13 protein-coding genes are annotated in these 11569 nt (G+C 46.9%); 5 read left to right on the top strand and 8 right to left on the bottom strand.

Annotated elements, in window-relative coordinates:
• From Q0314_RS09135 to Q0314_RS09105, 7 genes are all read right to left on the bottom strand, one after another.
• Nucleotides 1-220 (bottom strand): FAD-binding protein (locus Q0314_RS09135; protein WP_298058429.1); only part of this gene is annotated, 220 nt, incomplete at its 3' end.
• An 18-nt stretch (nt 221-238) separates the two neighbouring features.
• Nucleotides 239-937 (bottom strand): fumarate reductase cytochrome b subunit, encoded by a 699-nt coding sequence (locus Q0314_RS09130; protein ID WP_298058427.1) that lies wholly within the window; start codon nt 935-937, stop codon nt 239-241.
• Nucleotides 938-1042: 105 nt separating this feature from the next.
• The gene (gene lgt / locus Q0314_RS09125; protein WP_298058425.1) at nt 1043-1858 is read right to left on the bottom strand and encodes a prolipoprotein diacylglyceryl transferase; all 816 of its coding nucleotides are present in this window, start codon (nt 1856-1858) and stop codon (nt 1043-1045) included.
• Nucleotides 1855-2412: a hypothetical protein gene (locus Q0314_RS09120; protein ID WP_298058423.1), complete on the bottom strand. Its 558-nt coding sequence runs from the start codon at nt 2410-2412 to the stop codon at nt 1855-1857. Before Q0314_RS09120 ends, lgt begins: the two co-directional genes overlap by 4 nt.
• A gap of 49 nt (nt 2413-2461) precedes the next feature.
• Nucleotides 2462-4621, bottom strand: coding sequence for a cation-translocating P-type ATPase (locus tag Q0314_RS09115; RefSeq protein ID WP_298058422.1), 2160 nt, complete (start codon nt 4619-4621; stop codon nt 2462-2464).
• On the bottom strand, nt 4621-4824 hold the full coding sequence (locus Q0314_RS09110; protein ID WP_298058420.1) for a heavy-metal-associated domain-containing protein: 204 nt from the start codon (nt 4822-4824) through the stop codon (nt 4621-4623). Before Q0314_RS09110 ends, Q0314_RS09115 begins: the two co-directional genes overlap by 1 nt.
• On the bottom strand, nt 4821-5375 hold the full coding sequence (locus Q0314_RS09105; RefSeq protein ID WP_298058419.1) for a GNAT family N-acetyltransferase: 555 nt from the start codon (nt 5373-5375) through the stop codon (nt 4821-4823). Before Q0314_RS09105 ends, Q0314_RS09110 begins: the two co-directional genes overlap by 4 nt.
• Nucleotides 5376-5492: 117 nt before the next feature.
• Here Q0314_RS09105 and Q0314_RS09100 point away from each other — a divergent pair, with 117 nt between their 5' ends.
• From Q0314_RS09100 to Q0314_RS09090, 3 genes are all read left to right on the top strand, one after another.
• Nucleotides 5493-6200: a YebC/PmpR family DNA-binding transcriptional regulator gene (locus tag Q0314_RS09100; protein WP_002953058.1), complete on the top strand. Its 708-nt coding sequence runs from the start codon at nt 5493-5495 to the stop codon at nt 6198-6200.
• Between the two features lie 14 nt (nt 6201-6214).
• Nucleotides 6215-6709, top strand: coding sequence for a peptidylprolyl isomerase (locus Q0314_RS09095; protein WP_298058417.1), 495 nt, complete (start codon nt 6215-6217; stop codon nt 6707-6709).
• 115 nt (nt 6710-6824) lie between these two features.
• Nucleotides 6825-8195, top strand: coding sequence for a cation:dicarboxylase symporter family transporter (locus Q0314_RS09090; RefSeq protein WP_298058415.1), 1371 nt, complete (start codon nt 6825-6827; stop codon nt 8193-8195).
• 49 nt (nt 8196-8244) lie between these two features.
• Here the strand turns inward: Q0314_RS09090 and Q0314_RS09085 are convergent, their stop codons facing one another.
• On the bottom strand, nt 8245-8955 hold the full coding sequence (locus tag Q0314_RS09085) for a DUF6882 domain-containing protein (protein ID WP_298058413.1): 711 nt from the start codon (nt 8953-8955) through the stop codon (nt 8245-8247).
• A 136-nt stretch (nt 8956-9091) separates the two neighbouring features.
• Here Q0314_RS09085 and pepT point away from each other — a divergent pair, with 136 nt between their 5' ends.
• Nucleotides 9092-10327: a peptidase T gene (pepT, locus tag Q0314_RS09080; protein ID WP_298058412.1), complete on the top strand. Its 1236-nt coding sequence runs from the start codon at nt 9092-9094 to the stop codon at nt 10325-10327.
• Between the two features lie 496 nt (nt 10328-10823).
• Nucleotides 10824-11282 (top strand): tetratricopeptide repeat protein, encoded by a 459-nt coding sequence (locus Q0314_RS09075; protein ID WP_298058410.1) that lies wholly within the window; start codon nt 10824-10826, stop codon nt 11280-11282.
• Nucleotides 11283-11569 lie beyond the last annotated feature (287 nt).

Raw genomic sequence — 11569 nt, 5'->3', positions numbered from 1 at the left:
CCGTGTCGGCAAAGTGCACGTCCTCGTTGTCGCCTTCGCTCATTTTTGAATTTCCTAAAGAGGCTTGCATGCCGCCTTGCGCAGCCGCAGAGTGCGAGCGCTTAACCGGGATTAGGCTTAAAACTACCGTGCTTAGCCCTTTTTCTCCTGCGGCAACGGCAGCTCGCAGACCCGCTAGACCGCCTCCGATAACTAATGCGTCATAATATTTTACGTTCATTTTTTAAAGCTCCTTTTCCTAAAGACTGATCCACACGAAATCGGCGATCAGCGCGATGACCGCGAGCACTCCAAAAACCGCAAATATCGCAGTTTTGGCTTTATTTCTTTTTGCGAACATCTCTTGTTTGTTTACTCCGTCGATACTTACCCATTTTACGTATAGGCGGTACATTCCCACGCTAGCGTGAACAACCATAAATAAAAGTAAAGCGAAGTAGAAAATTTCTAGTTGATGAAATGTGGCCGCTGATTTATCGGCAGTGATGTGTCCGCCGAAGATTATATCGACTAGGTGCGCGCTAGCTGCGAAAAATAGAGCAAAACCGGTCAAAAACTGAAACCACCAAAGCGTAGTGTCAAGGTGCTTCATGCGGTCTTTGTGACCTCTAAACATGATGTATTGTCTGTAGTTTGCAGGGAATTTTCTCATCGCCAAAAATGCGTGAGCGATAAAAACGACGAATATTATCGCAGCGATAACGTTAGTAATCCACCACGTAGCCTCGCCGAATAAAAATTTAGCCTCCGCAAAACCTACAACGGCGTTAAATGCGCCCTTGCCGAATAAAATGGTAGAGGTAAATACCATGTGACACAAAATAAAACAGGCCAAAATCAGTCCCGTTATACTTTGCCATCTGTCCCAAACGGCAGGAGTACGACTTTTTTTCGTATCCGCTTGCCTACCTAAGAAGCCCTCGATTAGCCCACTCATGAGCCCTCCTATAAAATTGAGATAAGTTATCATAACTTAAAAGAAAATTAAATTACGATACTATAAAAACGGCATAATAGTATCGTAAATTACTTTAAAAACCTTTTAAAATTTTGTATATTTTTTATTTAAGATAATATAAAGGAAAATGCCGCACGCAAACATTAAAAAGGATAGTATCTGCCCCATAGATAAATTTAAAAATACAAAGCCGATCCCGAAATCAGGCTCTCTAAAGAATTCGCAAACAAATCTGGCAAAGGTATAAAGTATGGCATAAAGAGCGATGAGTTCGCCGTCAAATTTTTTAAATTTTCTATAAACAAAAAGGATAGCAAAAACAGCAAGCCCTTCTAAAACCGCTTCGTAAATTTGCGATGGATGACGCATCTGTCCCGCGACGTTGATCGCCCATGAGACATCCGTGATACGACCGAACAGCTCTTGGTTTAAAAAATTTCCGATACGACCGAAAAAATATCCAAGCGGGATGCTAAGTGCGACGAGATCCAAAAGCTGCCACAAATTTTGCTTAAATTTACGGCAAAAAGCCCACGTCGCTATCAAAAACCCGATCACCGCGCCGTGATAGCTCATGCCGCGGATACCGACGAATTCGCCGTTATGAAAAGGATTAAAAATCTGCCAAGGATGAGTGAGATAATAAGCGGTATTTGGATCGTAAATGACGATGTAGCCGAGCCTTGCGCCCAGTATCACGCCGATTTCCACCCAAAAGAAATAGTTATCAAGCAGCGAATTTGAAATTTGCATATTATCGCGCTTGACGATAAATTTAGCCACGCCGAGCGCCACGAGTAGCGCCAGGACGTACATTATCCCATACCAGTGCACCTTGATGCCAAACAGCTCAAACGCGACCGGATCGAAATTTATATAAAAGTCGTTCCACCAACTCATCTGGGTACGACTTTAACTTTTAGCGTATTTTCGATACCGCTCGCAAAATCCTCGAAAAGATAGCCCATCGCGCGGTAAAATTTGCTTTTTGCTTCGTTTTGTAGGACGGGGGCTAGCTTTTTAGCGTAGGGTAGTAGATAGGAGCTTAGCAAAACGCCCAAAATTTCCTTCGTCTGTTCGTCTTGTTTTAGCTCGACGACAGAGGAGAAAAACGAAAGCTCGTTCGTTAGGCTATCAAGCGCGCTGACGTTTAAATTTGGGCTAAATTTGCACTTTTTATAAAAGCCTTCAAGCCTCGCCTTATCGCCCTCGAAAAAAAACTCCGCGTTAAAATATTTTTTCAAATTTGCAAAGTCTTTCGCGATCTCTTCTATACTCTCGCCTTTTATCGACTCCTCGTATAGCTCGCGCCCCTTGGCGTTTGCTTCGCTATCGTTTGTTATTATCCATTTTGGATTTTTATTTAGCTCGCTAAAAAGCTTCGCGCTAGGTGGCAGAGCGAAATTTAGCGCAAATATCCTTGCGATCACGGCGTAAAATTTACCTAAATTCATCATTTTCCTTTGTGTTTTTTGCGGGATTTTACAAAATTTAGGCTAAATTTTAGATTTGCTTAAATCGTAATCTGATCGAATTTAATACGACAGTAACCGAGCTAAAGCACATCGCAGCAGCACCGTAAACAGGCGTTAGCATGAGTCCTAACGGCGCTAAAACTCCCGCCGCGACGGGAATGCAAACGGCGTTATAAACAAACGCCCAAAACAAATTTTGTTTTACCGTTTTCATCGTCTCGTTGGCCAAATTTATCGTAGATACCGCGCTTTTTAGATCGTTTTTTACTAGCACTACGTCGCCGGCTTCTTTTGCGATATCCGCGCCGCTACTCATCGCGATGCCCGCATTTGCTTGCTTTAACGGGGCGGCATCGTTGATACCATCGCCCACAAACAGCACCGCACCCTCTTCTTGCAGGCGTTTTATGGTTTCAAATTTTTCATTAGGTAGCATGCCGGCAAAGACCTTTTCGACGCCTAGCTTGCCCGCTACGTTTTTAGCGGTGAAAGCGTTGTCTCCGGTTAGCATTACGGGCGTTATACCGATGTCTTTTAGGCTTTGTATAGCCTGTGCGGCATCCTCTTTTACCGTATCGCTAAGCGCGATAAATCCTACGTAAATTTTATCCACGGCAGCGAGCACCACGCCGTTTCCTTCATTTTGCGCTTTGGCGATTTGCTCCTTGGCCTGCGCGCTTATTTCTACGCCAAGTTCGCTTAAAAGAGCCTCGTTGCCCGCTATTACGCTATCGTCCTCGCTCTTTACGCCGCGTCCCGCGATATTTTCAAAACCCTTTTCATCGCCTAAAATTTTAAGCCCGAGCTCGTTTGCGTATCTAACGATCGCAGCAGATATCGGATGCGAGCTTTTGGCCTCTAGCGCGGCGATTTTGGCTAAATTTTCATCGTTTATATCGGTAAAATTTACTGAAATTTCGCCCTTTGTTAGCGTGCCCGTTTTATCAAATATCGCGTATTTCACGTCGCCAAGCACCTCTAAAACCTCGGGATTTTTGATCAGGATTCCGTTTTTAGCGCCTAGAGATAGCGATGAAACGATAGCTATCGGGGTAGCTAGCCCCAGCGCGCAAGGACACGAGATAATGAGCACGCAAACCGCGCTTAGCACGCCTTGTAGCGCATTTCCCGTAAGCGCAAACCAAGCAAAAAACGTAACGACGGCGATAGCAATCACGCTAGGCACGAAGATATTTGCCACGCGGTCGGCAAAGCGGCTGATAGGCATCTTTTTGCTCGACGCGTCGCTTAAAAGTTCTAAAATTTGCGACAAAAGCGTCTGACTAGCAAGCTTAGTAACCTTTACGTTTATGTAGCCGTTTAAATTTATAGTTCCAGCATTGACCTCGTCGCCTTGCCTTTTATAGACGGGCAGGCTCTCGCCCGTTAGCATCGAGGTATCGATCTCCGCGCCGCCGTTTATCACGACCCCGTCGCAAGGCACCGCATAGCCGCTCTTTACGACTACGATATCGCCTATTTTTAGGCTCACGGCATCTACTTCTAGCGCGCTACCGTCTTTTTGTAGTACGAGAGCGGTCTTTGGCGACATATCCATGAGCGATTTTATATAATCGCCTGCGCGAGCTTTTGAGCGCTCTTCTAAAAATTTACCCAGCAGCACGAAAGCCGTTATCATCGACGCGCCCGAGACGTAGAGGTGGCGCATGTTTTCAGGCAGGCGCTCGCCCGCGATAAAAACGCCCAGCGAATACGCAAACGCCGTGCTAGTGCCCAGCGCTACGAGTACATTCATATCGAAATTTTTATTTTTCAGCGCGCCATAAGCATGGATAAAAAAGTCCCGCCCGCACGTAGCTATCGTGATAAAGGCAAGCGCTAGCATGATGGCTGATTTTACCGCGCTTGGCTGCTCGCTCATCTCAAGCGCCATGATTACCGCGCTAAAAGCTGCCGCGGCTAGGAAATTTCGGCGTAAATTTAAGATATGTTTCTCGCGTTTGGCTTCAAATTCCGCCAAATCTTTGGCCACGCCGTAGCCTAGTTTTTTTATTTTTTCCTCTATCGCGGCTTGTACTTCGGCGTTTTCTATGATAAATTCGCCCGAGCCGTTTGCGAAGCTGACCTTAGCGTCTAGCACGCCCGCGATCTTTTTCGTTACGCGCTCGATGGCGTTTGAGCAGTTTACGCAGGTCATGCCCGCGATGTTTAGTTTGATATTTTGCATCAAATTTTCTCTATGACGCTAAAGCCCAAATCATCCAGCTCCTCTTTAAATTTCGCCTCGTCCTTGCCGTCTAAATTTACGCTCACGACCCTTGGTTCTACGCCAAGATCGACCTTTATCTCGCCGTATTCATCACCAAGAGCGTTTTTTATGGTGTTTGCGCAGTTTTCGCAGTGGATGTTAGCAACCTTAAATTTAGTCATTTTATCTCCTTTATCATATGGTAGTATTTGTGAGAATTTATGATCATTTCGCAGTCGGTCTCAAAGCCCAAACGCTCGTAAAAAGCCATGGTTTTAGGCTTTTTTTCATCGACGATGAGAGCTACTTTTTTGATATTTCGTTTCGGCGCGAGGGTAAAGATAAATTTGATCAGCTCTTTTGCGATACCTCGTCCGCGAAATCTCTCGTCCACGGCGAGACTATCGATATATAGCTCGTCCGCAAAGCACTCCGTCTGCGGAACTTCGTTTGAGCCAAGCATCTGCAAATGCGTCCTGATAGGCTCATCTAGCGTTTCAATCTCGCCTCCGTCGTAAGCGCAAATCGCGCCCGCGATCTCGCCGTCAAATTTGAAAACAAATACGTTGTTATAGCTTAGGCGGTTTATCTCACTGCGGAAAAATTTATGCAAAATTTCATCGCTCTTAGCGGGATCGCTCACGCCGCTAAGCGTAAATGCGATGTCCTCCATGGCTAAATTTAACAGCTCTATGCAGCGCGCGGCGTCGTCTTTTCGGGCATTTAAAATCATACGCGGATTATAGGACTTAAAGCTAAATTTTTTGCTAATACGCTCAAAACCTCGCGTTTTTAAAAAAATGCAAAATTTTTTTAGATATAATTGGGCAAAAATTTTTAAAGGAACGAAATGGGACGAGCGTTTGAATATAGGCGCGCCGCGAAGGAAGCGCGCTGGGATAAGATGAGCAAGGTTTTTCCAAAACTCGCTAAAGCCATAACCGTAGCGGCTAAAGAGGGTGGCACAGAGCCTGATATGAACCCGAAACTTCGCGCCGCGATAGCAGCGGCCAAGGCGCAAAATATGCCAAAAGACAACATCGACGCGGCGATAAAACGCGCTAGCGGCAAGGATAGCGCTGATATCAAGACGATATTTTACGACGGCAAAGGCGCGCACGGCGTGCAGATCATCGTCGAGTGCGCTACTGATAACCCGACTCGAACGGTCGCCAACGTCAAGGCGATATTTAGCAAAAACGGCGGCGAAATTTTGCCTAGCGGAAGCTTAAATTTCATGTTTACGAGAAAGAGCGTTTTCGAGCTTGATATGCCAGCAAAGGAGCTTGACGAGATTGAGCTAGAGCTCATCGACTTTGGTCTAACCGAGATCGAGGAAGAAGACGGCGTACTTTATATCTACGGAGATTACGCGAGCTTTGGCACGCTAAGCGAAGGTATCGAAAAGCTAGGACTAGAGGCCAAAAAAGCTAGCCTGCAATACATCGCAAACTCGCCCGTAAGCCTAGACGAAGAGCAAATGAACGAGCTAGAAAAGCTCCTAGATAAACTTGAAGACGACGACGACGTGCAAGCGGTTTATACAAATATCGAATAAATTTAAGGAACAAAATGAGAAACGACGAACTAAAAATCTACGACATCGACGCGGCCGAGCTTGCTAAGCTCAAATTTGCCGTGATCCACACCGAAAAAGGCGATATGAAGCTCGAGCTTTACGGCGACGAAGCGCCGCAAGCGGTGACGAATTTCGCCCAGCTAGCTAAAAGCGGCTTTTACGACGGGTTAAATTTCCACCGCGTGATCCCAAATTTCGTGATCCAGGGCGGCTGCCCTCACGGCACGGGTATCGGAGGTCCGGGCTGGCGCATCAAATGCGAGTGCGTAGGCCAAAAGCACAAGCACAAACGCGGAACCCTATCCATGGCGCACGCCGGACGCGATACGGGTGGCAGTCAGTTTTTCGTCTGCCACAGCGCGCAGCCGCACCTTGACGGCGTACATACGGTATTTGGGCAGATCGTGGACGAAGCTAGCCTAAAGACGCTAGATAGCGTCAGGCAAGGCGACAAGATAAATTCAATCGAAATTTTAGAGAGTTTGTAAAATTTAACGAAATTTGCGGCGGCCGGTAAAATTTGACCAAAATCGCCGCGATTTTATCTTTTTATATAAATTTATTTGTTAAAATACCTTTTTAATAATTTTTAAAGGACACCTCTTGAACCCAAGCGTTTCAAACGCGGCAAAACCGCAAAAACCTTTTCTTATTAGAATGTTTACCAACCTAGCGTTTTGGGTGGTTTTCGGCATCATCGCCGGTATCGCGGTCGGTATGATTTTCCCGGATCTAGGCATCGCGAGCAAGCCAGGCATCGACTACTTTATCAAAGCCTTAAAAGCTCTCATCGGACCGATTATTTTCCTCACGATAGTCTCAGGTATCATCGGACTTGAGAGTATGAAGGAGCTAGGCTCCATCGGACTTAAAGGATTTATCTACTTTGAGGTCGTGAGCACTATCGCGCTAGCCGTAGGTATAATCTTTGGCGAGACGCTAAAACCAGGCCACGATATGCACCTTGACTACACGCAGCTTGATGCCTCTAGCGTAGAAAAATTTACGAGCCAAGCCTCAAATATCGACGCAAACAGCGGGGTTTTAGCGCATACGCTTCACATTTTACGCGGTGCGGTGCCTGTAGACGGCATTTTCCCTTATGTGCATTTGCTTGATCCGTTTATCAAATCAAACACGCTTCAGGTGCTATTTTTGGCCATCGTGACGGCTGTTGCGATCTCGTTTTTAAAGCACGACTACAAAAAGAAAATCCTAAGACCGCTTGAAATCGTTCAGCACTGGGTGCTAAAACTGCTTACGATTTTGATGCTATTTAGCCCGGTTGCGGCATTTTCTGCGATGGCGTTTTTGATCGGTAAATTCGGCATTAACTCGCTTTTGGGTATGCTTGAGCTGCTTTTCGTTATGGCGCTTGCTAGCTGCTTTTTTATCTTCGTGGTTCTTGGCGCGATTTGCTATTTTGCGAAGGTCAATATATTTAAATTTATGCGTTTCATTGCAAAAGAAGTTTTGATCGTGTTTGCGACGAGTTCTTCCGAGACCGCGCTAGCTCCGCTCATGCAAAAGCTAGAAGCCGCGGGCATCCACAAAGGCGCGGTCGGACTCATCATACCGACGGGATATTCGTTTAACCTCGACTGCACGAACATCTACCTATCGCTTAGCGTGATTTTCCTCGCTCAAGCCTTCGGTATCCCGCTAACAGTCGAGCATTTGATACAAATTCTCGTCATCTTGATGGTGACGAGCAAGGGCGCCGTCGGCGTCACGGGCTCCGGATTTATCATACTTGCGGGTACGCTTGCTGCGCTTCCTAGCGCCGGTATCCCGGTGGTTACGGTTGCGGTGCTACTTGGCGTGGATAAGTTTATGTCCGAGATGCGTGCGGTCGGAAACCTCTGCGGCAACGCCGTAGGCTGCCTAATCATCTCGATCTGGGATAAAAAAGTAGATATGGAGAAATTCCGCTACGCCCTCGATCACCCGGACGAGTTTCACTTCCATTCGTAAATCTAAGGCGGTGGGCTTTTAGCTCATCGCCTCGCTCAAACTACACAAATTAAAATTCGTACTTAAATCCCGAAATCCTACCCTTATCGTCAAATTTGATCAAAAGCTCTTTGTCAAATTTGGCTACGATTTCGTCTTTGGCTTTTTTAAAAAATCCGCCTTTTTCGATATTTTCATCAAATTTGACTCCATTGAATTCCAAAAAGCTTTTGATGAAAATTTTATGATCTACGTCGTGATTTTGTATGCAGCTACTTGCTGTTTTGACAAACTCGTGCGTGCTAAGAGGCTCAAAAAGCAAATCCGGCGCATCAGTTATAGCCACAAACGCACAGCCTTTATCGTGCCTGCAGCCGTAGTAGCATAAATTTTCGTCAGCAACTCCGCACGCTGCGATACATAGCGTATGGCCGTTAAAGGTTTCATCCAGCTCAAAGCTCGGTTCGCTAAAAGCCTGCAAGCCCCACTCCCGTCCCGCGCGTAAAATATCGTGCGAAAACGCCGTCGCTTCGGGGCTAAGGCCGCTTTGGTTGGCAAATCCCCACAGCCACGTGTCGCTCACGTTTGACTCGCTGCCGATAAACTGTATCTTGTAAATTTGATCGCCGAAAGCTATCTCGCAGCCGTCAAAATCCGCGTTCCAGTCGAGATTGCCGACGATATCCGCAAATCTATTTTGTACGGTCGCCATCTTGCCCAGAGTCGCCGAAAAAACCTGATGAAAGTCCGAAAGGTCGCTCACGTAGCGTAAATTTCGCATTTTTGCTCCTTTAAATTTAGTTTGCGAATTATACCGATTAAATTTTAAACTTGCCCAAAAATATTAAAATTTTATTTTAAGCTTAATTAAAAGATAGTATAATTTCATAAATTTTATCTCAAATTTAGGAGCGAACATGGACATAGTCGAGAGATTTTTGCGCTATACGAAGATCAACACCACCACAAACCGCGAAGCGGGCGCGGCGGGCATCATGCCTTCAAACGAGGCCGAGCACGATCTGGCAAAGCTGATAGAAAGCGAGCTAAAGGAGCTTGGTCTGCAAAATATAAAAAGACGAGAAAATGCCATAACCACGGCCGTTTTGCCGTCAAATTCCGCTAAAAAGCTGCCGTCTGTGGCGTTTTTCGCGCACCTTGATACGAGCGCGGAGCAAAAAAACGACACTAAAGCGCAAATCGTGTGCTACGAGGGCGGCGACGTCACGCTAAATAAAGAGCTAGGCATAACACTCAAACTTAGCGAATTTCCAGAGCTAGCGAGCTATGTCGGAGACGATCTCATCGTAACGGACGGTACCAGCCTGCTAGGCGCGGACGACAAGGCCGCGATCGCCGCCATCGTAAACGCCGCGCAGTTTTTCATACAAAACCCGCAGATCGAGCACGGCGACGTGACATTTGGCTTTTTGCCCGACGAGGAGCAAGGCCTGCGCGGAGCCAAGGCGCTTGACGTCTCGGAGATCAAGGCCGATTTTGCTTACTGCCTGGATTGCTGCGGCATAGGCGAGCTGATTTACCAAAACTGGAACGCCGGCGACGCGGTCGTGACTTTTACCGGGCAGTCCGCGCACCCGATGAACGCCAAGGGCAAGCTAGTAAATTCATTGCTGCTTGCGCACAAATTTATCTCGATGCTACCGGGCGGCGAAGCACCCGAGTATACGGGCGGTGTCGAGGGCTACTACTGGGTCAAGGAGCTGTCTGGCAACAGCGCAAAGACCGTGCTAAAGCTCGACGTTCGCGAATTTAACGAGACAAAATACGCGCAGCGCATGGCATTTTTGCAAGATCTAGCCGACTCGTTTGCTAAAATTTACGGCGCGCACAGAATTCAAATCAGCCTAAAAGACCGCTATAAAAACGTATTTAACTACCTCGAGGGCGGCGAAAACAGCCTGCCAGTCGTCGCGGCCAAGCAGGCCTACGCTCGCCTAAACATAGAGCCAAAAGTCATCCCGATGCGAGGCGGCTACGACGGCGCGGTCATCTCGGAAAAAGGGGTACCGTGTCCGAATCTCTTTACCGGCGCGCACAACTTTCACTCCATCTACGAGTACCTGCCGGTAAAATCGCTACGCGCGGCCAGCAACGTCGTCTGCGAGATAATTAAAATCATAGCCGAGAAATAAATTCGGTCAAATTTGAGGGCGAATTCGCTCTCAAATTGTAAAAGTCAAACTGAAATTTACGCGTTCTTTGAAATGCCGGTTTTTAAATTTATGCGCTTTTTAGTAAGCGTGCTTTGCACTCAAATTTTTAGGCTACTTTTTAAATTTGCGATCCGTCGCCGAGACAAATTTAGCTCGGCCCGCTCGGACTTTCGGCAACATTTTGCCCGCCTGAGCACCGTAAATCCGATCGGGGTCAAATTTACAACCGCCTTTTATCTTACGCTCCAAGACCCGCCCCCTTTACGGCGCTAACCCAAATTTACGTCATATTTAACCCGCTCGCCCGAATTTAAGCTCGCTTTGCGTAAAATGCGAAAGCAAATTTAAATAGGAGCAAATTTGATGAAAAAGATATTTTTACCGCTGATCGCCGCTTCGGTTTTGGCTGTCGGCGCCGATATAAACGCGCTATAAAAGGAGTGCGACAGTAAAAACGGCACAAGCTGCTACGAGCTTGGAGTTTTATACGATAACGCTAGGAAAAGGAGCCGCGCAAGACTATCAAAAAGCGGCAGAGCTCTACTCAAAGGCGTGCGAGCTAGGCAGCGGTGCTGGCTGCTCAAATTTGGGCTTTTTATATGGCAACGGCAACGGCGTAGCGCAGGACGGTAGAAAAGCCGCCCAGCTTTACGCAAAGGCCTGCGATATGGGCGATGAAGCGGGTTGTTCAAATTTGGGCTTTGCCTACGCAAACGGGCGCGGCGTCGAGCAAGACCACGTAAAAGCAAGCGAATTTTACGCCAAAGCCTGCGATATGGGTAACGGCGGCGGATGTTACAACCTAGGCAATCTATACGCGCAAGGACGAGGCGTCAAAGAGGACGCAAATGTGGCCGAAAAATACCTCAAAAAAGCGTGCGAAATGGAGCCGGAGCTAGCCTGCGACCGATATAAAGAATTTATCCAAAGATAATTTTACGGCCTTTGTGCGGTAAATTTGACTCGGTAAATTTAATAGAAAAAGTACCCGCCTGTGAGATACGAGGCGCGCAAGGATTAAATTTAACTAATTTTCTAAATTTTAAAGGACGACAAACGCCCTCCATGTAAAAAGTCGGCAAGGCGCCGACTTTATCAAATTTAGCTCTAAATTTAGAGCATAAAAAACGCTATAACGCACACGGCTATCGCCATCGCCGGAGCCGTTCGCTTAGCTATCTCGACCGGGCTAACCATAGCAAGACCGGCGCACACGATAGC

The organism is uncultured Campylobacter sp., assembly GCF_938040115.1.
Lineage (GTDB): Bacteria > Campylobacterota > Campylobacteria > Campylobacterales > Campylobacteraceae > Campylobacter_A.
This window is presented reverse-complemented; position numbering and strand designations above follow the sequence as displayed.

Bases quoted from the DNA above. Each gene is read 5' to 3' on its own strand.
- Q0314_RS09115 (WP_298058422.1), bottom strand. From the start codon at position 4,621: ATGCAAAATATCAAACTAAACATCGCGGGCATGACCTGCGTAAACTGC.
- lgt (WP_298058425.1), bottom strand. From the start codon at position 1,858: ATGAGTTGGTGGAACGACTTTTATATAAATTTCGATCCGGTCGCGTTT.
- Q0314_RS09105 (WP_298058419.1), bottom strand. From the start codon at position 5,375: ATGATTTTAAATGCCCGAAAAGACGACGCCGCGCGCTGCATAGAGCTG.
- pepT (WP_298058412.1), top strand. From the start codon at position 9,092: ATGGACATAGTCGAGAGATTTTTGCGCTATACGAAGATCAACACCACC.
- Q0314_RS09085 (WP_298058413.1), bottom strand. From the start codon at position 8,955: ATGCGAAATTTACGCTACGTGAGCGACCTTTCGGACTTTCATCAGGTT.
- Q0314_RS09100 (WP_002953058.1), top strand. From the start codon at position 5,493: ATGGGACGAGCGTTTGAATATAGGCGCGCCGCGAAGGAAGCGCGCTGG.
- Q0314_RS09095 (WP_298058417.1), top strand. From the start codon at position 6,215: ATGAGAAACGACGAACTAAAAATCTACGACATCGACGCGGCCGAGCTT.
- Q0314_RS09130 (WP_298058427.1), bottom strand. From the start codon at position 937: ATGAGTGGGCTAATCGAGGGCTTCTTAGGTAGGCAAGCGGATACGAAA.
- Q0314_RS09110 (WP_298058420.1), bottom strand. From the start codon at position 4,824: ATGACTAAATTTAAGGTTGCTAACATCCACTGCGAAAACTGCGCAAAC.
- Q0314_RS09120 (WP_298058423.1), bottom strand. From the start codon at position 2,412: ATGAATTTAGGTAAATTTTACGCCGTGATCGCAAGGATATTTGCGCTA.